The 24,843-nt window shown below is 42.8% G+C and carries 17 protein-coding genes, 1 tRNA gene and 1 pseudogene; 10 read left to right on the forward strand and 9 right to left on the reverse strand.

Going from position 1 to position 24,843, the window contains the following annotated elements:
* From ACEN82_RS10140 to ACEN82_RS10150, 3 genes are read left to right on the forward strand one after another with little or no spacing between them, the layout of a single operon-like run.
* Positions 1–1,068, forward strand: a complete 1,068-nt coding sequence (locus ACEN82_RS10140) for an HlyD family secretion protein (RefSeq protein ID WP_413321973.1) — start codon at positions 1–3, stop codon at positions 1,066–1,068.
* Positions 1,061–2,650, forward strand: a complete 1,590-nt coding sequence (locus ACEN82_RS10145) for an MFS transporter (protein ID WP_413321974.1) — start codon at positions 1,061–1,063, stop codon at positions 2,648–2,650. The genes ACEN82_RS10140 and ACEN82_RS10145 overlap by 8 nt, the downstream gene beginning before the upstream one ends.
* Before the next feature lie 26 nt (positions 2,651–2,676).
* Positions 2,677–3,084: a hypothetical protein gene (locus tag ACEN82_RS10150; RefSeq protein ID WP_413321975.1), complete on the forward strand. Its 408-nt coding sequence runs from the start codon at positions 2,677–2,679 to the stop codon at positions 3,082–3,084.
* Positions 3,085–3,335: 251 nt separating this feature from the next.
* Here the strand turns inward: ACEN82_RS10150 and ACEN82_RS10155 are convergent.
* Both ACEN82_RS10155 and ACEN82_RS10160 read right to left on the reverse strand, forming a co-directional pair.
* Positions 3,336–3,470 (reverse strand): annotated as a pseudogene (locus ACEN82_RS10155) (site-specific integrase); the annotation flags it as partial.
* Between the two features lie 151 nt (positions 3,471–3,621).
* Positions 3,622–7,278, reverse strand: a complete 3,657-nt coding sequence (locus tag ACEN82_RS10160) for an ABC transporter permease (protein ID WP_413321976.1) — start codon at positions 7,276–7,278, stop codon at positions 3,622–3,624.
* Positions 7,279–8,019: 741 nt separating this feature from the next.
* Between ACEN82_RS10160 and ACEN82_RS10165 the strand changes: the two genes are divergently transcribed.
* The 5 genes from ACEN82_RS10165 to ACEN82_RS10185 all read left to right on the forward strand — a co-directional run bounded on the left by ACEN82_RS10165 (position 8,020) and on the right by ACEN82_RS10185 (position 15,027).
* Entirely contained in the window at positions 8,020–8,781 is a 762-nt protein-coding gene (locus ACEN82_RS10165) for an SDR family NAD(P)-dependent oxidoreductase (protein ID WP_413321977.1), read from the forward strand.
* Between the two features lie 71 nt (positions 8,782–8,852).
* A complete protein-coding gene (locus ACEN82_RS10170) occupies positions 8,853–9,464 on the forward strand; it encodes a TetR/AcrR family transcriptional regulator (protein ID WP_413321978.1) in 612 nt (203 codons plus the stop codon).
* Between the two features lie 55 nt (positions 9,465–9,519).
* Positions 9,520–10,884 (forward strand): TolC family protein, encoded by a 1,365-nt coding sequence (locus ACEN82_RS10175; protein ID WP_413321979.1) that lies wholly within the window; start codon positions 9,520–9,522, stop codon positions 10,882–10,884.
* 12 nt (positions 10,885–10,896) lie between these two features.
* Positions 10,897–11,949, forward strand: coding sequence for an efflux RND transporter periplasmic adaptor subunit (locus tag ACEN82_RS10180; protein ID WP_413321980.1), 1,053 nt, complete (start codon positions 10,897–10,899; stop codon positions 11,947–11,949).
* A 9-nt stretch (positions 11,950–11,958) separates the two neighbouring features.
* Positions 11,959–15,027, forward strand: coding sequence for an efflux RND transporter permease subunit (locus ACEN82_RS10185; RefSeq protein WP_495644109.1), 3,069 nt, complete (start codon positions 11,959–11,961; stop codon positions 15,025–15,027).
* A 377-nt stretch (positions 15,028–15,404) separates the two neighbouring features.
* On the opposite strand, the gene ACEN82_RS10190 is transcribed toward ACEN82_RS10185, so the two are convergent.
* The gene (locus ACEN82_RS10190) at positions 15,405–19,082 is read right to left on the reverse strand and encodes an ABC transporter permease (RefSeq protein ID WP_413322734.1); all 3,678 of its coding nucleotides are present in this window, start codon (positions 19,080–19,082) and stop codon (positions 15,405–15,407) included.
* Positions 19,083–19,271: 189 nt separating this feature from the next.
* A tRNA-Lys gene (locus tag ACEN82_RS10195) sits at positions 19,272–19,344 on the reverse strand.
* 267 nt (positions 19,345–19,611) lie between these two features.
* Between ACEN82_RS10195 and ACEN82_RS10200 the strand changes: the two genes are divergently transcribed.
* The gene (locus tag ACEN82_RS10200) at positions 19,612–19,794 is read left to right on the forward strand and encodes a hypothetical protein (RefSeq protein ID WP_091164514.1); all 183 of its coding nucleotides are present in this window, start codon (positions 19,612–19,614) and stop codon (positions 19,792–19,794) included.
* Positions 19,795–19,857: 63 nt separating this feature from the next.
* On the opposite strand, the gene ACEN82_RS10205 is transcribed toward ACEN82_RS10200, so the two are convergent.
* From ACEN82_RS10205 to pyrE, 3 genes are all read right to left on the reverse strand, one after another.
* Positions 19,858–21,486, reverse strand: coding sequence for an ABC-F family ATP-binding cassette domain-containing protein (locus ACEN82_RS10205; protein ID WP_413322735.1), 1,629 nt, complete (start codon positions 21,484–21,486; stop codon positions 19,858–19,860).
* 390 nt (positions 21,487–21,876) lie between these two features.
* Positions 21,877–22,272, reverse strand: a complete 396-nt coding sequence (locus tag ACEN82_RS10210) for an SRPBCC family protein (protein ID WP_413322736.1) — start codon at positions 22,270–22,272, stop codon at positions 21,877–21,879.
* 96 nt (positions 22,273–22,368) lie between these two features.
* Positions 22,369–23,028: an orotate phosphoribosyltransferase gene (gene pyrE, locus ACEN82_RS10215; RefSeq protein WP_129570221.1), complete on the reverse strand. Its 660-nt coding sequence runs from the start codon at positions 23,026–23,028 to the stop codon at positions 22,369–22,371.
* Between pyrE and ACEN82_RS10220 the strand changes: the two genes are divergently transcribed.
* Entirely contained in the window at positions 23,027–23,665 is a 639-nt protein-coding gene (locus ACEN82_RS10220) for an NUDIX hydrolase (RefSeq protein WP_090525941.1), read from the forward strand. The two genes, pyrE and ACEN82_RS10220, sit on opposite strands and share 2 nt — an antisense overlap.
* On the opposite strand, the gene coaD is transcribed toward ACEN82_RS10220, so the two are convergent.
* Both coaD and nudK read right to left on the reverse strand, forming a co-directional pair.
* A complete protein-coding gene (gene coaD / locus ACEN82_RS10225) occupies positions 23,634–24,095 on the reverse strand; it encodes a pantetheine-phosphate adenylyltransferase (protein WP_176626870.1) in 462 nt (153 codons plus the stop codon). The two genes, ACEN82_RS10220 and coaD, sit on opposite strands and share 32 nt — an antisense overlap.
* 129 nt (positions 24,096–24,224) lie before the next feature.
* Complete coding sequence (nudK, locus tag ACEN82_RS10230; protein ID WP_090525939.1) at positions 24,225–24,800, reverse strand: GDP-mannose pyrophosphatase NudK; 576 nt, start codon at positions 24,798–24,800, stop codon at positions 24,225–24,227.
* Between the last annotated feature and the right edge of the window lie 43 nt (positions 24,801–24,843).

The raw sequence follows: 24,843 nt of genomic DNA on the forward strand, positions 1-24,843 counted from the left end.
ATGAAAAAAAAGCATATAGTAACAGATCGAATTATTACCAGGATAACCGGTTGGATAGCCGGCCTTACCATTATAGCCCTGGCAATTTGGGCCGTATTTACACTTTGGGAGTATCATGAGTATGAGCAAACTAATGACGCACAGGTACAGGAGTACGTAAACCCTGTTATATCGCGTGCGGGAGGTTTTATTGTGGCTGTAAAGTTTGAAGAGAACCAGCCGGTAAAAAAGGGAGATACCTTATTAATTATAGACAACCGGGAATACACTTTACAAGTTGCGCAGACCCGGGCAGCTATACAAAAAGCCGAGGCACAGTTAGAGGTATTAAAAAGTAACATACACACCACGCAAAAAACTGCAGGTTCTGCTAAAGCTCAAATTAAAGCAAGCGCTGCAAAAGTTTGGAAACAGCGGCTTGACTTTGAACGTTATTTGCGGCTTTATAAAGAGGAGTCTGCAACTAAACAACAGCTTGAAAATGTTCAGGCTGCCCTGGATGTAAACAATAGCGATTTCCAGTCGGCAGAGGAAAACTACGGAGCCGCAGAATCAAAAATAGAAGATATTATAGCAGAAAAGACGGTATTAAGGGCAGAAATTGCACGTTTAGAAGCTTTGCTTGACCGCAACATGCTTGACGTTGAATATACCGTTATCAGGGCTTCATATGATGGAAGAATGGGCCGTCGTACGGTGGAGGTTGGTCAAATGATTAATGCTGGCGAAGTGCTGGCCTATATAGTTGATAACGAAACTGACAAATGGGTAATAGCCAATTATAAAGAAACCCAGATTGCCGGCATGCATATAGGTGATACCGTAAAATTTGTTGCCGACGCATTTCCGGACCAGGAGTTTAAGGGCACTATCATTTCATTGTCGCCCGCGACCGGTTCCAGCTTCTCGTTGCTGCCTCCGGATAACTCTACCGGTAACTATGTGAAAATTGTTCAGCGTGTGCCGGTACGTATCAGGGTCGATGCTGAAAAAAAGCAGCTGGCCATGCTTAGAGTGGGGATGAATGTTAATGTTTACGTTCCAAAAAAACAGCAGCGCCATGGATAAGGGGATTCCAATTTTTAAAAGCTGGGTTCCGGGCTGGGCTATTAAAATCATCCTGTTTTCACTTATCCTGCCCACGCTGGTGCTTTTTTTTCTGCCATTTGCAAACATCAATGCGGCAGCAGGCTATTATGGCAGCGAACCGGCAGATATACAATTTGCGGTAGCTTTGTTTTATGCCGGGTATATAGCCTTTTACAGCCTTGAACGGCGATTCTTTAACTTCCTGGCAGCAAAAGAATATTTTATCATTTTTACCATGTTGGAGTTGCTGACAACACTGGTATGTTATTTAACCAATGATCTTTATATATTATTCCCGATCCGTTTTTTCCAGGGGATGTTGCTCTCCAGTACAGTAAATCTGTCTTTATCCCTCATGTTTACCCGCCTGCACAGCGAAAGGGCTCGCGAAATAAGCTTCTCGGTTTTTTTCGGAATGCTGATATGTATTCTGCCCTTTACCAATTTGGTTACCGCCGATTTGATAGACTCTTATAATTTTAACCTGGTTTACAAGGGCGCATTGTTCTCTTACCTGCCATGCCTGTGCCTTATCATGCTGTGTATGAATAACGTAAGGTTAAACGCCCGGTTTCACTTATACAAACTCGACTGGCAGAGTTTTGTGTTTTGGAGCATCATGCTCACTTTGCTGGGGTATATTAGTATTTATGGGCAGGAATATTATTGGTTGGATGATGCCCGCATTTACTATAGCGTTGCCGCTATGATAGTTAGCACATTGATTTACATTGTACGCCAAAGAGGTTTAAAAAGACCATATCTGCATCTGGGTATATTTCGCTTTCGCAATTTTAAGTTCGCGGCCTTTCTCATCTTCATACTTTATATTTGTCGGTTTGCGGTTAATATCACCAATTCATTTTTTACAGGTGTGCTTAAGCTTGATCCTATTCACGTAGGCTATATAAACAGTTGCAACCTGGGCGGCCTCATAGTTGGTATTATAATTTCCGGTGCTATGATCCTGCAGAAAAAAAATATCAGGTTTATCTGGTTTCCTGGCTTTATATTATTGCTGGCTTTTCACGTCATTATGTTCTTTTTGTTTGCTACAGAGGCAAATGAAAACAACTTTTACGCTCCGCTTTTTATGCAGGGGATAGGCGTGGGGATGATCATGGTACCCACCATTGTGTATGCCATCTCTGCAGTGCCTGTTGCAATTGGCCCGTCAGCAACTTCGATATGTTCTACTATGGGGTATGTTGGCTTCTGTGTTAGTTCTGCAATCATCAATTTTTGCGAGCTCTACGAAAAAAGCCGGCATTACAATGCATTTCAGGACCATCTAACAAAAGTTGACCGGTTTGCATTGCACGCGCTGGCCACGCGTGGAACCGAACTGTTGTCAAAGGGTCTCTCGTTAAAGCAAGCCGGTAAAGGCGCAAACAAGCAATTGGTAGGCGCCGTTAATCAGCAAATCCAAATCAGGTTCGCTATGGATTATTACGAGATGATGTCAATGATGTTGGTCGCAACCTTGCTGCTTATTGCTTTATTCCCTTATCTAAATCGTACAGCGGTTTATCTGCGTTCGCGCCGGCTTGTACCTGCATAATCTAATTACTTAATATTAAACAACAAATGAAATATATAACCCTGTTGGCTATTATCATCGTCAGTATAACTGCATGCCAAAAAGATAACCAAAACTTTAAATTAAAAACGGTTACCATAAATGCCTACACAAACAAAAGCTCCGAATTACAGCATGTTTACGTCAGGATTGTTGACGCCGCGGATCAGCAGCGAGTTATCGGTAAATCTGATTCGTATCCGTCAAACCTGCCATTGCCCGTTACGCTGGGTATAACTTCGAGCCTCAAACAAGCGCTATATAAACAAACATGTATAGTGCAGTTGTGGGCCGACTCTACAGGTTTGATTAGTTCGCAAAAAATGAATATGGATAGTTATAAAATCATCTTTCCGTTAGAGATGGATGTCAAAAATAAAGACATGGATGTTACGCTGTCAGGTAACTGGGACTAAGCATTAACTATACCGAGATTTATAAAAAAACAACAATATCATGGCCACGGCTTTTGAAGTCATCCAAAAACTTCAGTCGGAAGGTTATACCATAGATTTAATTTAATAGCAAACTGCCTTGAATGTCATCAGAATGCATTGAAGGTGCATCCGGACGAGTTTATAGTGGACAAAGATTACCGGCTTGAAGTGATGTCTGATCCGGCTGATGAAGCGATCGTATGCGATATCTTCAACGAGGCATGGTGTTAAATTGGTACACCATTCGATAAGGTAACTGTGGTTGCGAAAGTATGCCTGTCAATATGAAAAGTTAGATCTTTATTTACATTACACATATCTGCAATCTGCTTTAAGTAAGCATTCATTTTTTGGTTGCTTAATATGTGTAGTATTTTCCAGTTTAGGGTTAAGTAGGATAACGCTTGTTTGCCCGATAGGCTTTAATGGAGCAATAGTTCCTAAGTGTTGTTAAAGGACCGATTGAGTCAATCATATGTGTTTGTTGTCGTACCAATAAAAGCGCCTTAGGTCTTTCTACTCACTCCTCAAACTCTTCACCGGGTTGGCCAGCGCGGCCACTATGGCCTTATACCCCACGCTTATCCAGGCGATAGCCACCGAAGTCAGGATTGCCAAAATAAATATATCCGCGCCGATAGTAATTCGGTAAGTATAGTCCTGCAGCCATTTGTGCATAAAGTAATAACCTACGGGGGCCGATATGGCAAAGGCGATAACAATAAGCACCGTAAACTCCCTCGAAAACAGGTAAACGATATTACCTACCGATGCCCCTAAAGTTTTGCGGATACCAACCTCTTTGGTGCGTTGCAAGGCCATGAAGGATACCATTCCATACAATCCCAAACAAGAAATAAAGATGGCTATGCCTGCGAATAACTTATAAAGGGTGGATAACTCGTCCTCATTACGGTAAAAGTTTTCGATCGTTTTATCGAGAAACTGGTATTCGTACACGCCCTCCGGGAAGGTTTTATTCCAAAGGTTATCGATACCGGCGAGGGTTTGTTTAACATTTTGCGGCTGAATCTTGATATTGAGCTTGCCATATTGCGATTTCCAGGCTCCCATCAGTACCGGCGGGATAGCGCTGCGGAGCGAGCCTGTATTATAATCCTTCACCACGCCGGTAATGCGGGCGTTCAGTTTCTTATCATTCCAAAGCATAATGAATTTGCCTATGGCTTGTTTCGGATCGGTAATGCCGAGTTTATGGATCAGGGTTTCGTTAACCACGTAGCCCGCTATCGTATCCGTTTTTTTATACGGACCTCCGGCAACAAACCGGATATCATAAAGCCTGAAATAATCAGCATCGGCCCATTTGAGGCAGGCGGCAAAATCCACTTGTTTGGCTGCGTTATTGAATTTAAAATCACTGAACCAGCCGCTGTTATCCGAGGGCCCATACAAACTCAGGCTCACATCCTTAATCCCCGGCTGTCCCAAAAGCTCATCTTTCAAAGCTCCCACTCTCGATTTGCTTATGCTATCGCCCGGGAATGGAACCGTAATCACGGCATCCTTATTAAACCCGAGTTCTTTGTTCCGGAAGTAGTTCATCTGGTAAATCAATACCAGCGTTCCTATCACTAAAAACTGCGCTATGCAAAACTGCGCTACCACCAATATCCGGCGTAGTGAGATGCCGCTGGCGCGGCCCGCGTTGATCTTATTTCTCAAAGCCTCTATCGGCTTATAACCCGATAATACCAGCGCCGGATAGAAGCCGGCCAGGAGAGTAACCCCGATCACCATGCCCACTAAAAATAGGATCACAATTCCATTAGCAAGAAAACCACCACTCAACTGGATCTCGAGCAGACGATTGAGCATGGGAAGCGTTATCAATGCAATTACCGCGGCCAGTACAACGGCAAATAAAGTGATGATGAGTGTTTCGCTGATAAATTGCAGTACCAGCTGGTATCGATTGCTGCCCAATACTTTGCGGATGCCCACTTCTTTTGATCGGTTCACGGCCTGCGCGGTAGCCAGGTTAATAAAGTTAACGCAGGCAATGATGAGCAGGAACAAACCAATCAAACTAATCACGCTGATGAGCTGCTTACTAAACGGGTGACCGCTGTACACACCTACCTCGGTATTGAAATGCATATCCTTGAGGGCCTGTAATTGATAGCTCTGGTTTTTATTGTAAGGTGGCGGAATATGCTTTTTTGCGAAAGCCGCAAGCTGTGTATTAAACTGTTTTTTGCTTATATCGGAGGGCAAAATGATAAAACTATTCCGGTCGCCGAAGGTGCTTACCCAATCCTGGACATTGCCGTTCAGGTCGCCGCCTTTCTCAATGAGGGTGATCCAGGAGATGGCCAGCTTCATCGGAAAATCGGTATTTACCGGGGTATCTTCAATAATGGCGGTCACTTTCAGGTCGCGGCGGTTTTCATAGCGGATTGTTTTGCCCATGGCATTGTGCCAGTCGCCGAAAAATTTGTTGGCCTCTTCGCGTGATAGGATCACGGTTTTAGGCTCGGCAAGCGCGGTGTTTTTATCGCCGGCAAGCCATTTAAAATCGAAGATCCTAAAAAATTCGGGGTCGGCGTAATAGGCCAGGTCTTCCTTAAATTTTTTGAAGGTACCGGTATTGTGCACATCGCCGATGGTATAGTGCGAGCCGTCGTTTTTCATGATGTTGGCCGCCTGCTTTATTTGCGGAAAGTCGAGCTTGAGGCCTTCAACCATCGGCAGGGGCGTGCCCGAACCGGCATGCACACCGTCGGGGCCGCTACTTACATTCAGGATGCGGTAAATGCGGTCTTTATTGGTATGATAATTATCGAAACCGGTTTGGTACTGCACAACCAAAAAAATGAGCAGGCAGGCCGCGATGCCTATGGCCAGCCCGGTAACATTGATAGTGGCATAGCTTTTATTGCGCATCAGGTTGCGCCAGGCTATTTTGAAGTAATTTTTAAACATAGCGTAGGGACTTGTTTTTTTTACCGACCAGTTTTTGGCCGTTTGCTGGTTTAAAATTACCGTGCCATAGCGGGGCTGGCGCTCCATATTATAATTTGGTCGCTCTTTTTTCAATTCAAGTTTATATTCGACCGGACTTTTGCCGGTTAGTTGTTTAAAAGTGCGGTTGAAGGTGGTTTTTGAATTAAAGCCCGATTCGAAGGCGATGCCCAGCAGGGTGAGGTGATCAAAGGCTGGGTCCTGCATTTTGCGGGTAACCTCGGTAACACGGTACTCATTAATAAAATCGTTAAAGCTTTTTTTGAGTACAGTATTGACGATGCGCGATAAATCATTAGGATGCAGGTCGAGCTTTTCAGCCAGCGAGCGTAAATTCAGTTCCGGGTCCTGGTAATAGCGGTTGGCTTTCAGCACCTGCTTTAGCCAGGTGCCTTTTTGTTTCGATTCGGCCGGCAGCGCGGGTTTAAATACAGGCATCCTCGCGGGGGCCAAAGCAGCTTCGGGCCGTAAAAAAGCGACAACTGCGAACCGGATGGTCAGGATAGCCAAAGCCAAATACAAGGGATAATAAGCCTGGTTGCCTAAACCCTGGTGGAAATAAGTATAATCAATACCCGCAACCGTCAACCAGCAGCAACACAAAATGAAGAAACCGGCCAGCAAGCTGTGCAACCAGCGCATTTGGTAGCAGAACCTGTCGCCGTTGTTGAATTCAAGGAGACGGTAATAGTTTTCTATTTGTTGGTGGGATGCATATAGGTAGCTCAGGGCTGAGATGAACGCCAGCAATTCCAATACAAGGTTAAATTGTTGAAAAGCCGAAGTTTGATAAGCTGCCACTCCTGTTTGAATACTCTGGCTGGTTTCTAACAACTGAATACTAAGCTCAAACAATACAGGAACAAAATGCAGCGTATGCTTCAGTCGGAATTTATATTCCGCCCGGGTTGTCTGAAGTACATAGAAATAAACCAACGGTCCAAAGGCCAGCGAAAACCGCAGTGGCAAGCGGCCCCAATTGGGGATGTAGCTCGCCAACCCTACATCTACAGCAAGCAAGCGCGCTATGTATAAAACAATAACCATCAACGCCACTGCCAAAAACCGGTTTGCCGTTTGATTTAGTTTTTTGCCGAACCATAAAAGCAAAGCCGCGGCCAGGCCAAGGAAAACCGTTCCCAGGAATGTTAGGTGGTAAAGGTTGATATGGAATATGTAGGTTTTCAATTAGTTAACTTGGCTCAATTGGCGAGCCAAATTTACAACTTGCTTTTATTAAGATCGTTATGATTTGGTTTTGTGTTTGATGTGTAATGGAAGCGGACGGATGGGCGTACGGTTTTGGAAGGAGGTAGGGGAGAGAGGTTTCAAAAAGTACTCTCAAATTTTGCTTAGATAAGCCGCATCACGAAGCGGTTAGGTTGAAATAAAATTTTTTAGATCAATCTTTTGATCTAAAAAAACTGTTATTGATCGAAAAATAGTTATTTCTTTTCTAACGTCTATAAAAAATCATCTTAGGATTTTACTGACGTGGCTTTCATCCGGTCAGGTCAAATTTAGCTGCGATCTGCTTCAGACTATAATCACCGGCATCCATTCTTTTCCTGATCAGCTCTTTCCGGTAAGTAAAAGTGCGTATCTAATCCAATCATTCTGTATGCACATCGTTCCATATAATAGGCCTTGATCACGACAATATGACGTATGAAAATTTCATAAAAAAGTTGTCAATAGAATTGACTACTTGCGTAAAATGTGAAAAGGAGATTGCATCGCCGGAAAATAACTGGTTTTCTGTTAGTGGTTGCCGACGCGCCTGTCAGATAATTACAAGGCCAGCCGTATTTAAGGCCTTGAACGTTTTAAATGTGTTTATCATTTTCGTGTAAAATGATAAAATTAATATTTATATTTTGAACACTGTTCAATAATTTTGATGTGTTTAAAATAGTAATCAAAACAATCATGAAAAAAATATTAATCACAGGCGCAAGCGGCGGCATAGGGATGGAAACAGCCAGACAACTTGCCGCTAAAGGTTACCACTTGACGCTGGTAGCCCGTAATGAGGAAAAATTAAACAAGGCAATAAAAGATCTGGATGGCACCGGCCATACCATTTTGGTTGCAGACCTGACGGATAAAGACGACTTGCAAAAAGTAGCGGATCATTTGAAAGCCGGGGAATACGATGTTCTGATCAACAATGCAGGTGCTGGTATTTACGGAAAGTTTATTGAGATCCCATTGGATGAGCAACTGGCAACCATGCAGCTCAATATGAATGCCCTGGTAACCTTATCTTATGCGTTTTTGCAAAATGCCAGGCAGGGTGATGCTTTGGTAAATATTGGTTCCCTGCTTGCGCATTCTTCCCTTCCGGGCGGTTCAGTTTATGCAGCTACCAAAGGTTTTGTCGCCAATTTCTCGGAATCACTGTGGTATGAGTTCAAGAAAAAAGGAATTTTTGTGATGGGTTTTAATCCCGGTGCTGCAGCCTCAGACTTTCATTCACATGCAGGTGGACATACCAGTGATTTTCCAAAATTTGTAATGTCATCTGTTGAGGATGTCGCCGAAGAACTGGTAAGGGCCCTGGAAAACAGGCGGAAGCCGAGAGTGGTACAAGGTTGGAAGAATAGGTTCATGCTATTCGGATTCAAATTATTGAGCCGAAAATCCGCTGTAAATATTATGGGACAAATTAGCCCCGGCATGAAAAACTAAACGCCGAATCGTGGTGCGAAATTTCGCCACCCGGCCGGCACTATTATATTTGTATCTTATTATTAATAAAAATGGGCATAGCAGAACGAAAATTGGAAGAGAAACAGGAAATGCATAAACGCATTTTAAACGGAGCACGTAAAGTATTCCTTGAAAAAGGCTATGAACAAACCAGCATGCGCAACATTGCGAACGAAATTAACTATAGCCCGGGTTCGCTCTATTTTTATTTTAAAGATAAAAGCGAAATTTTCCGCGAACTACATGAGGAAGGTTTCCGTTTGTTGCTTACTCAATTCAAAGTACTGGAGAAAGTGGCCGAACCCTTTGAGCGTTTAAAGGCGATGGGCCGCATTGTTATCCAGTTTGCACAGGAAAACAAGGATTATTATAACCTGATGTTCCTGGTAGATGAACCGGCGAAAATAGGTGAAGATGAAGGCGGCTTTAAGATTGCGCAGGAGGCGATAGATAGCCTGGCTTCTGTAATCAAAGATTGCCAAAAAACAGGAAGATTCAAAGATTTGGATACAGAAGATCTAACCTTTATGATCCTTTCCGCAATGCACGGCATTTGTGCCCTCTTCTGCAAAGACCGTACTACAAGTTTCATAGGCAGAACGAACGAGGAACTGATGCAGAGCGGCTATGAGTGTTTTGTCGCGCTCCTTGAAAAAAGCTAACGCTTTTTTTTAATATTTTATTGAACAATGTTTAAAATTATAACAGTGATTAAAAATGAAATCTGAAACACCTATCCGATATGCTTTTGTCCTAGTAGCGGCAGCCTTGATAGCCGCTACCCCGGCAAAAGCTCAAAGCCGGCTGGATGAATACATCCGCGAGGGGCTCAGCTCTAATCAGAGCATTAAGCAACAGGACTTCGTACTCGAAAAAAATGTATATGCATTGAAGGAAGCAAAAAGCATGTTCGGGCCCGAGGTTACCTTTTCAACCACTTATACTAAAGCCGACGGCGGGCGTACGATAGATTTCCCAACCGGCGACCTGTTTAATGGGGTTTATTCCACGCTGAACAAACTGACAAACAGCAACGCCTTTCCGCAGTTACAAAACCAGCATATATTACTCAACCCGGATAATTTTTACGATGCCAAGTTCCGCACTACACTTCCCATCCTGAATGCAGAGTTGATTTATAATAAACGGATCAAAGCGCAGCAGGTTGATCTGCAAAAAGCCGAAGTACTTCTTTACAAACGCGAACTGGTTAAAGAGATCAAAACGGCTTACTATAATTATCTCAAAGCCGTTTATGCTACCGGGATCTATGAGTCCTCGCTCAGGCTGGTGCAAGAAGGCCAAAGGATCAATACAAGGCTATATGATAACAGCAAAGTAAACCAGACGGTTGTACTCAGAAGCCAAAATGAAGTTTCCCGGATCAACGCTTCACTCACCGGGGCAAAGAAAACCGCGGAATCGGCCCGTTATTATTTTAATTTCCTGATCAATCGCCCGCTAACGGATAGTATCCTTTTAGATGATATTACCACGCTTCCGGCCCTTGACCAAAGTTTGGCTAACAACATCAATGGCCGGGAGGAATTAGCCAAACTCCGGATAGCAAAAGACATTAACGGCAACCTGAATGGGCTGGCCAAATCTTATATCATCCCCAAGCTGGGCACCTTTATCGACCTGGGATCGCAGGCGTTCGACTGGAAGTTCAATAGCCAAAGTCGCTATTACTTGTTAGGCGTTTCCCTGGAATGGAACCTGTTTTCCTCCGGGAAAAATAGTTACCGGGTAAAACAAACAATTGCAGACCGCGAGGCCCTGGCATCACAGACTGACTATGTACAGCAGCAATTCCTTACCGAGCTTAAAGTACGCCAGGCCGCCATGCAAAGCGCCATTGCACAATACGAGGCGGCACAATCCCAGTTGAAGACCAGCCAGACCTACTACAACGATATGGTCAAGCTATATAAGCAAGGAATGGCCATTTACATCGAACTGCTGGATGCCCAAAATCAGTGGATAGATGCGCAGCTCAATGCCAACATTGCCCTTTACGACACCTGGATAGCCCATACGGCCATCGAACGAGCTAATGCCAGTTTTACAATTCAACAATAAAAACATACAACAATGAAAAAACTTCAATTACTCAGCATAATAATGGCAGCCATATTCCTGCTGACTTCCTGCAAACAAAAACATCAGGAACAAAACGCAATGGGTGAACCGGATATCATCCCCGTTAAAACAGCATCAGTTTCCATATTAGGAGTTCCCGACCACATTAGTGCAACCGGCCTGGTGAGCACTGAAGATGAAGCTAAATATGCCTTCAAGATAGGCGGCGTAATCAACCGCATCCTGGTGCAGGAAGGCCAGTTCTTTAAAAAAGGCCAATTACTGGCTACGCTCAATTCAACTGAGATTTCAGCCGGTCTGACTCAATCCAGCCTGGGTGTGGAAAAGGCACAGCGCGATTATAGTCGTGCCGTCAATCTTTACAAAGACAGCGTATATACCCTGGAGCAATTGCAAAACACCAAAACCGCACTGGACGTTGCGCAAAAAGCCCGGGAAGCTGTAGCCTTTAATGATCGCTATTCCAAAATATACGCTGCATCCGATGGCTTCGTAAGCAAGAAAATAGCTAATGAAGGTGAGGTTATCGCCGAAGGCATGCCGGTGCTGCTCATCAATTCCACTGAACAGCACAACAGTTACTCGCTAAAAGTTGGGGTAACCGACCGCGAGTGGGCCATCATTAAGCCGGGGCAGACAGCCAAAGTCGCGCTCGATGGATACGTAGGCAGGCAATTTGAGGCGGTGGTATTTCGCAAGTCGCAGGCTGCAGATCAGGCTCTTGGATCGTTCCAGGTAGAGCTTAAGCTGAACTTAAATGGCCTCAAACCTGCGGTTGGCATGTTTGGCAAGGCGGAGATAGCCACTCACCAGGATGAAAGTGTGATGGTGATTCCCTATGGATCGCTGGTGGAGGCTGACGGCAATAAAGGTTTTGTGTTTACCACTGTTAGCGCGACCCGTGTAAAAAGAGTGCCGGTTACCATCCTGAAGTTCGATAACGAAAATGTCTATCTCAAGGATAAACTGGAAGGTATAGACCAGATCGTAGTTTCCAACAGCGCCTACCTTAACGAGCAGTCCATCATTAAAATCATCAAGTAAGCTACGGTTATGAAAATCACAAATTTCGCAGTAAAGAACTACCAGTTCACACTGATCATATTTTTGCTTGTCGCAGTAGTAGGCGTGTTAACGTTGTTTACCATGCCGCGGTCGGAAGATCCAACCACCCATCCGCCGCAATACCTGATCACGGTGATCTATCCGGGCACCAGTCCGAAAGATATGGAAGAGCAGGTAGTAAAACCCATTGAGAACAAAATTTACGGACTGGAGAACATCGAAAAGATCCTTACCACTGTGGAAGACGGTGTTGCGGTTATCCAGCCGAAATTTAAATATGGCGTAGATGTAGATAATAAGTACCAGGAAATATCTACGGAGATCAATGCCTTGAAAAACAGTGAACTTCCAAAGGATATTTACATGATCAAAACAGAAAAGATCTCATCCTCTGATGTAAAGGTACTGCAAGTGGCATTGGTTTCTGACAATGCTTCCGGGAAATTATTGAGGGATAAAGCGGATATTCTGAAAACGCGCCTGGAGAAGATCACCAACCTGAAGGATGTCAAATATTTTGGAATGCCCGAGCAGGAGATCCGTATTGACATGCAACTGGATAAACTGGCTCAATTAAAAATACCGCTCAATGTGGTGCTAGGAAGTTTGCAACGCGAGGCAGCAGATATCCCTGGCGGCAGCATCAACCTGGACAGCAAGATATTCAATGTGAAAACCAGCGGTAAGTTCAAGACCGTTGATGATGTGGCCAATACCGTTATTTATAATGCCAATGGCAAGATCATATATCTGAAAGATGTGGCCGATGTGAGCTACAAGGATGGCATTGCCGATCATATCACCCGGCTGAACGGGCACCGTTGTGTGCTGGTTACAGCGGGGATGAAAGACAATGTGAATATCGCCAGCGTACAGCAAGAGTTTTTACCGGTACTGGATGAATTCGGCAAAAGCCTGCCCGGGAATGTCCGGCTTGTTAAAAACTTTGACCAGGCTAACATGGTTTCCGAGCGCTTGGGCCATCTGGGATTCGACTTTGGATTGGCGATACTGTTAGTGGTGATTACGCTATTGCCATTAGGCTTCAGAGCATCGCTAATCGTGATGATCTCTATACCGCTTTCTTTGGCGCTGGGTCTCATCGCCATGAATTTATTCGGGTTTTCCTTAAATCAGCTCAGTATCGTAGGGCTTGTGGTGGCCCTGGGTCTGCTGGTGGATGACAGTATTGTTGTTGTGGAGAACATTGAGCGGTGGCTCCGCGAGGGGCATTCCCGTATGGATGCTATCCTGAAAGGTACGCAACAGATCGGGATAGCGGTTGTAGGCTGTACGGCTACATTGGTTATTGCCTTCCTGCCGCTTGCCTTTTTGCCGGATATGCCCGGTGAATTTATGCGCAGCCTGCCGATGGCCGTGATGACCAGTGTATTGGCTTCTATGATCGTGGCCTTAACGCTTGTTCCTTTTCTGGGTAGCAGGTTGTTAAAGACACATACACATGGCGAGGGTAACTTCTTTTTAAAGCACCTGCAACGTTTCCTGACCAGGTCTTATGCCCGCGTGATGCCGATTGCCTTAAAATGGCCTAAAACCACCATCGGGATCTCATTGGCATTAAGCGGACTTGCTTTTTTCTTATTTACACAAACCGGGTTTAAGCTTTTTCCAACCTCTGAAAAGCCGATGTTCCTGATCAATATCAAACTGCCCCTGCAGGCCGATATTCCCGAAAGCGACCGGGTGACCAGGCTGGTAGAAGGTGAACTGAAGAAACACAAGGAGATCGTTTATTATACGGCTAACATGGGCAAAGGCAATCCACAGATCTATTACAATGTACACCAGCAGGATGTAAAGCCTGATTTTGCCCAGGTATTCGTTCAACTGGACGAAGAGGCAAGTCCAAAATCGAAAACAGATCTCATCAAACAACTGCGAAAAAAATTCAACGATTTTCCTTATGCAAGGATAGAAGTTAAAGATTTTGAGCAGGGTACTCCGATTGAAGCCAATATCGTGGTGAGGGTTTTTGGTGAGGATCAGGACACCTTACGGAAGCTTTCCTTTAAAGTGGAGGAGGTCCTGAAAAAAAATCCGGGTACTTTTTATATCAACAACGAATTGAATACCTATAAGTCAGACGTTAAAATAAAAATTGACAAAGAGAAGGCCCGTACCTTAGGCGTGTTAACCAGCGATGTGGATAAAGTGGTAAGGATGGCCGTGGCGGGTTTAACCGTTGGTGATTATATTGATGACAGGGGCGATTCGCGAAATGTGGTGATCACCCTGCCCAGGAATAAGTTCTCTAACCTGGATGCCCTGAAAAACCTGTACGTAAATAATATACAGGGCACCCCGGTACTGGTTAACCAGATTGCTACTATCTCGTTTGAAACGTCGCCAACGGCGATCAACCATTTCAATAAATCGCGCTTTGTAAAAGTTACTTCCTTAACCAAAGAGCACGTCTTGGCCAATGATATCCTGAAAGAGGTTGTTCCTGAACTGAATAAATTAAAAATGCCGCCGGGCTATTATTACAAGTTATCCGGAGAAGCGGAATCGGAAGGCGATGCATTAGGCGGTAACTTTCTGTCGGTGATCATCCTGAGCACGTTTCTTTTCGTTGGTGTGCTGCTGTTGCAGTTCAAGACATTTAAAGGGATCATTATCGTACTATCGATCATACCCCTGGGTATATTGGGCGGTGTGGTATTCCTGCTTTTCACGGGTAACCCGATGTCACTGGTTTCTATCATCGGTTTTATAGGTCTGTCAGGCATACAGGTTAAAAACTCGCTGCTACTGGTTGATTTTACCAACCACCTGCGTGAGGAAGGCCATAGCATTGATGAAGCAATAGCGATGGCAGGCGAAACCCGATTTCTACCCGTTGTGCTTACTTCCATTACGGCAATCTGCGGTTTGCTTCCAATTGCCTTGAACCCCAATCCATTGATCGCACCGTTAGCTATTGTACTGATCGGCGGGCTGATCAGTTCAACTATACTGTCGCGTATAGTTACCCCTGTAATGTATAAATTGATCCCGCCACATTTGGAAAGCGACACACATCTAAAAAGTAATTGACTGAAACGGAAAAATATCAAGAGTTTGTAGTAATGGAACAACGAATCTTAAAAACAGCATAAGTGATCTATTTGAAGATATATCACTACTATCGTAATGCCAAAAACTTTTCCACATTATGCTATAATCATCAAATTGAGTGACAAATGTGTGAGATAAAAAAGCCTCACTAAATTTAGTGAGGCTAACTACTTGACTATTAAGTGGCTATGTTGTGTAGCTCTCGAACTATTTCCTATTTGATTTGCTTTATTTGCGGATTTAGACTTATAACCTATGCCAAAAGTAGCTATATGAACTTATAATATTCGGGCACCTTCGCCAGATAGTATGTATGGTTTTTTTGCAACTTGTTAAATGAAAGCAGTGATATGCTGTTATTCATTTCGCAAACTCTTCACCGGGGGCGCCATGCCAGCCCTAATGGTTCGGAAACTTAAGGTAAATAATCCTATTAGCAGCATTCCAGCACCGCTGATAACAAATACCCACCAGCTAATAGCCACATGGTCGGCAAAACTTTCCATCCATTTATTTACGGCGTACCATGCAATTGGTGTTACTATAACAAAAGCCAGTAAAATAAGCGATATCAGTTCGGTTGATAGCAGGATCACTATTTGCGCAACACTGGCGCCAAATACTTTGCGGATACCAATTTCCTTTGTGCGTTGGTTGGTGGTATATACGGCAAGGCCTAACAGCCCGAGGCAACTGATCAATATGGAGAAACCTGTTGCCCAGCTAAGCAGGGTTGAGGTATGTTGCTCTGCGTCGTAAAAACGTGCTATCGTTTCGTCGTAAAAATGGCAATCAAAATCATCGTCGGGATAAGCTTTCTTCAAGGCCCTACCCATATTTGTAATCGCGGTTTTCCATTCCTTACCGCCTGCGGTTTCAGGTTTCAAGCTAACGTGTAAGGTTCTCATTGGCTCGGGTATTGGACTGCCCGATGTTATGATTGATGGATAAATCGCGGAATGGAGCGACCGCTGATTAAAATCGGCAACTACGCCAATAATATTAATAATTCGGCCACTAAACCAATTCAACTGCTTCCCGATAGCTTTATTGGGGTCAGTAAACCCTAATAATTTAGCGTAAGTATTGTTAATGAGGATAGCTTTCCCGGTGTCGGCTTCGGTTATGTTTCTCCCGGCAAGCAACTTTATCTGGTATATTTTGATGTAATCCTCATCTCCAGACTTAACTATTATTTCTTCTGTTGTAATTTGTTTTTTTCCATCGTTGTAAGTCATCCGTGTTCTGTTAAATGCATCAGCCGAAGGTGCGTCATTGCCCAAACCTACAAGGGCAACCTGCGGCATCAACCTGAATTCATTTAGCAGTACCTGGTTGGTGCTGGCCTTACTTGTTTCCCAGGGTGTGGTAATAAGCAGAATAGCATCCTTTTTAAACCCGAGGTTTTTATGTAAGGCGTAATAAATTTGCCTGCTTACCAAAATGGTAGCCATCATAAAAAACTGGGCTACAACAAACTGCGAAACCGTAAGCGATTTACGGAACCACGCGTTTCGTGTGTTATTGCTATTGCCCTGCACCTGGTTTTTTAATACCGATACCGGCTTGTAGCCCGATAACACAATTGCAGGATAAAAGCCTGACAAAATACTTATGACAATAGTTAAAATAAGCAGGAAGAGTATTACATCCGGCTGCAGAATATTAGCATGAATATCCAGGGATATAACGTCGGCAAACATTTTTAAAATAATTGGCGCAAGCAACACCGATATACAAACCGCAAAGAATGTTATAAAAAATGTTTCGCCTAAAAACTGAACTATTAATTGTATCCGGCTGCTACCCAAAGTTTTGCGGATCCCAATTTCTTTTGCTCTTTGGGTGGCCTGAGCGGTAGTTAAATTCACATAATTAATACATGCCAGCAACAGCAAAAAGATAGCGGATACCAATAATCCGTAAAGTGTGGTTTTGCTGGCCGGCGATGAGAAATAAAAAATATTGTAGTCGGGATTGAAGTGAATATCATCTAATGGTTGCAAGGCCATGTTTATAGTTGGCGCAGGCATTTTTGGATTGGTAGGCGGCAGATTATTTTTTTTGAAAATGGTATTGATCTGTTTTACAACCCCGGTAGCAGAAACGCCAGGTGCCAGCTTTATAAAAATCTCCGCCGCCCCAGAGATTCTGTTCCAATTGTTTATGTGCAGGTCATCAGCTAATTGTTTATTAGTTGTTGCGGTACTAAAGGAAATAAAGTCATGAAAGGTGAAGTCGCTATTTTTAGTAAACGTTTCAACTATCCCGCTAACGGTTGTTTTAAGGGTATCGTAGGTGATTACTTTACCAATCATGTCATGATAGGATAACGAGGGGAAGTAAAGCCTGGCTTGTTGGGATGTTAATACCACCTGGCCGGGCGCATCAAGCGCGTGTTGCGATGAGCCGGCAAGCCATACATAATTAAAAATTTTAAAATATTGCTGGTCGGCAAGTGTTATCCTGTCCAGATCTTTAAAGCGCTTTTGTGCATTTTTATCTTTGTCGATATAAACAAAACGAGGCCATAGTGAATACACCGGCGTAATTTCTTCTATTCCTGTGGCCTCGTTTTTAATTGCCCCAGCCAGCGGGCCAAATAGGCCACTTGAATAATTTTTATGCCCCTGAAACGACATATTCATCACAACGCGGTAAATCCGGTCGCTGTCTTTGTGAAATTTATCAAACGTAAAATCGTAGTGTACAATAAAGTAAATGGCCAGGAAAGCGCTTATGCCGATGGATAAACCAATAACATTTATCAGTGTAAATAGCTTATGCCTCCAAAATCCGCGGAACGCAATTTTAAAATAGTTTTTTATCATATGACTGCCGGTTAATGTTTCACGTGTCCACCCCGAAGGGTTTACATGGTTCAATATTAGCGGCATAGGTTGGGCAAAACCTCTCAAGTTATAAGTTGGGAGAACTTTTTGAAGGTGATTTTTATATTCAAGAGGGGTTTTACCGGTAAATTGCTTAAAAATACGGTGAAAGCTACTTTGTGAATTAAAGCCTGACTCATAGGCAAGACCGAGCAAGGTGATATGATCATGCGACGGATTCTGCATTTTGAGTGCAACCTCACGTACACGGTATTCATTAATAAAATCGTTGAAGCTTTTTTTGAAAACTGTATTAATAATCCGGGATAATTCATGAGTATGCAAGCCGAGCTTTTCGGCAAGCGAGTTCAGAGTTAATTCTGCGTCCCGGTAATAACCTTTCTCTTTAACTTCCATTTTTAACCAGGAAGCTTTCTGCTTCAAACCTGCCGGTAATAATTGTTTTACGGCAACATTAACCGTCATAACAGTTTCTGTTTTTAAATGGATTCTGGCTGCGATCCATATGATCATGGATATCAAAAGAAGATACAGGGGATAGTAATGCTGTACGCTTAATTCATAATGATAATGAAAATAGTCAACAGCTGTAAATGGTATCCATAATAACCATAACACAGCCAGTTTGTTAACAGAGCGATCTAACCAAAGTAACTCATTCCGGTATCGGTCGCCCCCGTTAAACTCTTTTTTCCGGTAATAGTGATTAATCTGCAGCCGGCACAGGTACAAATAAATCATAAATGACAGGAATGCGAATAACGGCACTACGAAACTAAATGTATGGTAGATAGTTTGGCCAGCCTTCATGTTCTGTATTGCAGCAAATTCCTGAATACTTAATTCATACAGCAAAGGGACGAAGTGCAGAAAGTCTTTGCGACGGAAGATATACTCGGGCCGGGTTATTTGCCGTATGTAAAAATAAATTAAAGGGCCTAATGCCATTGAAAACTGCAATGGCATTAGGTTCAGTAATGGATTATTCTTTGCCAGGTCAATATCCGCTACCAAAACCCGGATGATCCATAAAGCAACAACGACCATTAATATTGCCAGCCAGCGGTTTGCAAACTGGTTCTCCTTTGGAGCTATCCATAAAAATAATGATAGCGTTAAGCTGATAAATACGGCACCTAAAAACGCAATGTCATAAAATGTAAAATGGAATATAAAAGGCATCAATTGAGTTTAGGTAGTTTGTAGTTTTCTCAAACCTAAGAAAATATTGATACAAATTCAACGGGTTGTTGATTAAAGCCAGGGCTCATTTTAATTAGAAACATTTGTCGATGCCAAACACGGCCTGTTTATCGGTTGTGAAGTCATAAAAAAAAGTTGCCAATAAAATTGACAACTTGCCTAAAAAAGTGACCCCGGAGAGATTCGAACTCTCGACCCAATGATTAAGAGTCATTTGCTCTACCAGCTGAGCTACGGAGTCAAGTGTGCCAGCTTTTGCCGGGTTGCAAATATGCAAATTATTTTCTTTTTCAGCAGGCGGAATTACTCATAGTTATTAATTATTTTAATCTGCTTATTGTAAAATTAAAGGTTGGAGTAATAACACGCTTTCATCTTCCTGGTGTTCATTTTATTCCCGGCTCGGCCAAAAAAAGTTAATTATAGCAACTTCATAACAAAATGTTAATTTTTTTGTTGGAATTTTAACAAAAGGTGCTTAAATTGTAAAACTTAATATCTATCTCTCATGAAAAAAAGAAAATTACTCAAAATTAACAAACTGCTGTATGAAAGTGTTGTTAAAGATTTTATTGCCCAAAACGGCTTAAATGTTCAATATTCGTACACTAAAGATCATTTTTACCTGTTTAGCGACGAATCTACTATTAATCAGCTCGAAACGCAGGCCTCCGGGTTTAACTTATTATAGGTTATAAAATATAAAGGCCCGGTAGTATTATACTACCAGGCCTCATATATTCCTTACCGGTTATTATACAGCGGCGTATAAATCCTCCTGTTGTTTTTGCACTACGGGGCTGTTAATGTATTCATCATAGGTCATGAGTTTATCAATATAACCACCTGGTGTTAACTCAATAATCCGATTGGCTACCGTTTCAACCAGTTCATGATCCCGTGAGGTGAACAGGATAGTGCCGCGGAAGTCTTTCATACCATTGTTAAGCGCTGTGATCGATTCCAGGTCGAGGTGGTTGGTTGGTTCATCAAACATCAGCAGGTTGGCTTGCTGCAGCATCATACGGCTAAACATACAGCGCATTTTTTCGCCACCAGATAGCACACTGCATTTTTTCATAACTTCTTCGCCCGAAAACAGCATCCGGCCTAAAAATCCGCGGATAAACTGATCGTCTTTTTCGCCGGGTGAATATTCGCGCAGCCAGTCAATTAGGTTGTCGTTTTTGCCGTCGAAGTATTCGCTGCTGTCGTTAGGGATATCAGCCGCGTTAATGGTTACACCCCATTTAAAGGTGCCTGTAAAATCTTTATCGCGGCCTGTTAAAATATTATAGAAAGCAGTAGTTGCCAAACTGTTTTGCGACAGGATAGAAATTTTATCGCCTTTGTTTACAGTGAAGGTGATATTATTGAACAGCACCTCGCCATTAAGGGTTTTGCCCAGGTTTTCAACGGTCAGGATCTGATCGCCGGCTTCACGGCCCAGGTTGTTGAAAATAATACCTGGGTATTTACGGTTTGATGGCTGAATTTCATCCAGGTTGATCTTATCCAATGCTTTTTTACGGCTGGTTGCCTGTTTTGATTTGGACGCGTTGGCACTAAACCTGCGGATAAACTCCTGGAGCTCTTTAACTTTATCTTCGGCTTTCTTATTTTGTTCGGCACGTTGTTTAAGGGCCAATTGGCTCGATTCGTACCAGAAGGTATAGTTGCCGGTATAAATGGTCATTTTACCAAAATCGATATCTACTACGTGGGTACACACAGTATCCAGGAAGTGCCTGTCGTGCGATACTACCAGTACAATAGCTTCATATGATGCAAGGAAATCTTCCAGCCAGCTAATGGTGTGGATGTCCAAATCGTTGGTAGGCTCATCCAGCAGCAGGATATCCGGTTTGCCAAAAAGTGCCTGGGCTAATAAAACACGTACTTTTTGAGTGTTATCAAGGTCTTTAACCAGTTGATAGTGAAATTCTTCTTTAATGCCAAGGTTGCTGAGCAGGGTAGCGGCGTTGCTTTCGGCATTCCAGCCGTCCATTTCGGCAAAAAGGTTTTCCAGTTCACCCGCGCGTTCGCCATCGGCATCGCTAAAATCTTCTTTAAGATAAATAGCGTCTTTCTCCTTCATTATGGCGTACATTTCCTTATGGCCCATCATCACCGTTTCGATAACTGTGAATTCGTCAAAAGCGTAATGGTTTTGGCTCAAAACAGCCATGCGTTCGCCGGGAGTAAAGCTCACCGAGCCGCTGGTTGGGTCAATATCGCCCGAAAGAATTTTCAGGAATGTTGACTTACCCGCGCCATTGGCGCCAATAATACCATAACAGTTGCCCTGTGTAAATTTCAGGTTTACGTCTTCAAACAAAGTACGCTTACCATAACGTAAAGAAAGATTGGATACCGTGATCATGCTGCACCTCTAATTTGGCGCAAAAGTACGGTAAAATCTTCATTTTAACGATATATGGTGCTGATATTATGGATGGGGATTTTTTGAGCAGCAATTTTTCCCCATAAAATTAAATCCATGGGTACACAATTACACAGAAATGATAATGGAGTGTAAACTAAAAGTATATTTAATACGTTTAATCGCTATATCTAACCGGTTATAATATAATGGTACAGCCTTTGACTAACATACAGTATAAAAATTTATTTAAATTATTTAACAATGGTCATGGGAGCATTAATTATAGGTTTAATTGTCATCAATGTGGTAATAGCCATTAACAATACACAAAAGCGCAAAGTATATTAAAAATATATTAATTATAAGCTTTAGGGCAACGCCCTATGCTTAGTTTAAAATATTAAATAAGCTTTGTGTTTCATGGTCGGCCAATTTTTGAAGCGGACCTGATGCCAGCATTTTCATCATCATGCTAAGCTCTGCGGCAATGGTGAATAAAATATCAGTATGGTCGTTATTGAAAGATAACGACCATTTTAGTTCCAGGTTAAATGGAGGTTTCTCGGCAGGTATGATCCTTATCAGTTGACCGGGCACACGCTCCTCAATTTTCAAAGCAAGCTTGGCCATATTCTGGATACTGAAACGGGCTTCATCCCGGGTGGATGTCCATTCCTGGATATTATCAGGCATCAGTTGACGGTGATTATTGAAATCGGCCAGAAAATCGTAAACCTCCATTAAAGGCTTGTTAATACTTATCGTACTGGTGAATGTATTCATGGATAGATTTGATATTAGATTTGAGATTTGAAATAAATTCCGCTGACGAACAATCAAAAATCAGCGCAATCATCGAAATCAAAAAAATCAACGGTCTTAACTTGCAGCCATTTCGCCCCAGGTTGATGGATTTTCGCGCCACTGCTTGAGCAGATTTACATCCTTTTCGTTAATGAACTGATGTTCTTCCGCGTATTTAATAAGTGCATTATAGTTTGACAGGGTTACGTATGGGCAGTTGGCCTGTTTAAAGTTTTCGTCGGCAATGTCAAAGCCATAAGTAAATATCGCCGCCAGGCCCGCAACGTCATAACCTGCGGCACGCAACGCTTCAACGGCCTGCAAGCTGCTTTTACCGGTTGAAAGCAGATCTTCAATAACTACAACCCGCTTGCCTGAAGTAGTAGCGGCATCGCCCTCAATCATGCTGCCTGTGCCATGCTCTTTAGGTTTTGAACGTACATAGATAAATGGAAGGCCTAATTCCTGGGCTACTAATGCACCTTGCGGTATACCTGCGGTTGCCACACCTGCAATGCAGCCAACCGACCCGAATTTATCCTGTATGGCTGCCACTAATTGCTGCCTGATGTAAGTGCGGATAGTTGGATGAGAAAGTGTAACGCGGTTATCGCAGTAAATTGGAGATTTCCAGCCCGATGCCCATGTAAAAGGATTATTGGGTTGTAATTTAATTGCTTTAATTTGCAGCAGGAATTCGGCTACTTGTTGTTCGATCTCATTATTAGTAAACATGGCTCAAAAATACAGAATTTATATTAACGAAAAGGTTATCCTGCTCACAGAATCTGAACCAAAGCATGCAGATAATTTTGAAAGGCTTGATGCAGAGACCTTTGACCTTAAAATTATATATACCTGGATCCTCGCTAATCCTAACAAACTGTTCTACATAAAAACAGCCAACGCTAAGGTGTATCTTAAAGCAGTTAAAAAGAATATTACACTTATTGAAGCGGCAGGGGGCCTGGTTATGAACACTAAGGGGCAATATTTATTCATTTATCGTAATGATAAATGGGACCTGCCCAAAGGCAAAATAGAAAAAGACGAAAAGGTAAAAGAAGCGGCGGTGCGCGAAGTAGAGGAGGAGTGCGGCATAAAAGTAAGCGAACTGGGAGAAAAAATTTGTAAAACATACCATGTATATGTTAACCGCGGCGAGGTAGTGCTTAAGAAAACGCATTGGTTTGCCATGACAAGTAAGGGTAAAGAAAAGCTAAAACCTCAAAAAGAAGAGGGTATTACCGATGTGCGCTGGTTTGAACACCATCATATTGAACCGATAATTGAAAATACATTTCCATCCATAATGGATGTGTTGCACAAAGAAAAGCTGGTTACAAATAAGGTAATGCCTCTTTCGGAATAAACTGGCTTACATCGCCATTATAGCGGATGATTTCGCGTACAATGGTTGAACTGATGGATGAATAACCGGGCTTGCTTACAATAAATATGCTTTCGATGTCGGGTGCCAGCGAATGGTTCATCTGGGCAATCGCTTTTTCATACTCAAAGTCTGATACTGTACGGATTCCCCTGATCATGTAAGCGGCGCCTATGCTCTTGCAAAAATCGACAGTAAGGCCTTCATAGGCTATCACGTGGATCCGTTCATCGTGCGCGAAAACGGCCCTGATCATTTGTTCGCGCTGTTCAACACTCAGCAACCCCTTTTTGCTGCTGTTTACGCCGATACCTATGTAAAGCTTATCAAAAAGCTCAACAGATCGTTTCACAATATCAACATGAGCTTTAGTAAGCGGATCAAATGAACCTGGAAAAAGGGCTATCTTCATGGAGTAAAATTAATGAATAGTTGATTGGGTTGTTTAAATGAACGGTTGTTTTTTGCCTTTTATCGGCATTATTTAATGAGCGGCTTTGTATCTGACAAGTTGAACCATTCATTTGATCACTAAAACAACCTAAACCAGCGAAGCTAATTGAGCATACTGTAAAAGCATAATTGTTTTGCCATCTTTTATTTCCCCGGTTTTTACCATTTGCAGGGCTTCGCTGAATGGCAGCTCTAAAACTTCAATATTTTCATTTTCGTGGGCAAGCCCGCCGCCGTCGCTAACTTTCATTTCTTTGGCATATTCGGCAACAAAAAAGTAAAGGATTTCGGTAACAGAGCCCGGCGACATATAAGCTTCGAAAACCTTTTTAACATCCGTTATTTTATAACCGGTTTCTTCCTCAGTTTCCTTACGGATGCAATCTTCCGGATTATCCTTATCAAGCAAACCGGCACAACATTCAATCAGCATGCCGTCTGGGTTGCCGTTGATATAGGTTGGCAGCCTGAATTGCCTGGTTAATATTACAGATGACTGTGCTTTATTATAAAGCAAAATGGTTGCGCCGTTGCCGCGGTCGTAAGCTTCACGGCTTTGCACAGCGGTATTACCGTCTTTTTCCGTAACCTCGTAAGTTACTTTTTTAAGGATGTACCAGTTATCTGATAAAATATCGGTATTAAGAATTTTGATTTGATTCATTTTTACTTGATCGATTATGATTAATAATGATTATTTTTGAACG

Source organism: Mucilaginibacter sp. Mucisp73, assembly GCF_059491465.1.

Bases quoted from the DNA above. Each gene is read 5' to 3' on its own strand.
- ACEN82_RS10140 (WP_413321973.1), top strand. From the start codon at position 1: ATGAAAAAAAAGCATATAGTAACAGATCGAATTATTACCAGGATAACC.
- ACEN82_RS10145 (WP_413321974.1), top strand. From the start codon at position 1,061: ATGGATAAGGGGATTCCAATTTTTAAAAGCTGGGTTCCGGGCTGGGCT.
- ACEN82_RS10150 (WP_413321975.1), top strand. From the start codon at position 2,677: ATGAAATATATAACCCTGTTGGCTATTATCATCGTCAGTATAACTGCA.
- ACEN82_RS10165 (WP_413321977.1), top strand. From the start codon at position 8,020: ATGAAAAAAATATTAATCACAGGCGCAAGCGGCGGCATAGGGATGGAA.
- ACEN82_RS10170 (WP_413321978.1), top strand. From the start codon at position 8,853: ATGGGCATAGCAGAACGAAAATTGGAAGAGAAACAGGAAATGCATAAA.
- ACEN82_RS10175 (WP_413321979.1), top strand. From the start codon at position 9,520: ATGAAATCTGAAACACCTATCCGATATGCTTTTGTCCTAGTAGCGGCA.
- ACEN82_RS10180 (WP_413321980.1), top strand. From the start codon at position 10,897: ATGAAAAAACTTCAATTACTCAGCATAATAATGGCAGCCATATTCCTG.
- ACEN82_RS10185 (WP_495644109.1), top strand. From the start codon at position 11,959: ATGAAAATCACAAATTTCGCAGTAAAGAACTACCAGTTCACACTGATC.
- ACEN82_RS10190 (WP_413322734.1), bottom strand. From the start codon at position 19,082: ATGCCTTTTATATTCCATTTTACATTTTATGACATTGCGTTTTTAGGT.
- ACEN82_RS10200 (WP_091164514.1), top strand. From the start codon at position 19,612: ATGAAAAAAAGAAAATTACTCAAAATTAACAAACTGCTGTATGAAAGT.
- ACEN82_RS10205 (WP_413322735.1), bottom strand. From the start codon at position 21,486: ATGATCACGGTATCCAATCTTTCTTTACGTTATGGTAAGCGTACTTTG.
- ACEN82_RS10210 (WP_413322736.1), bottom strand. From the start codon at position 22,272: ATGAATACATTCACCAGTACGATAAGTATTAACAAGCCTTTAATGGAG.
- ACEN82_RS10220 (WP_090525941.1), top strand. From the start codon at position 23,027: ATGGCTCAAAAATACAGAATTTATATTAACGAAAAGGTTATCCTGCTC.
- pyrE (WP_129570221.1), bottom strand. From the start codon at position 23,028: ATGTTTACTAATAATGAGATCGAACAACAAGTAGCCGAATTCCTGCTG.
- coaD (WP_176626870.1), bottom strand. From the start codon at position 24,095: ATGAAGATAGCCCTTTTTCCAGGTTCATTTGATCCGCTTACTAAAGCT.
- nudK (WP_090525939.1), bottom strand. From the start codon at position 24,800: ATGAATCAAATCAAAATTCTTAATACCGATATTTTATCAGATAACTGG.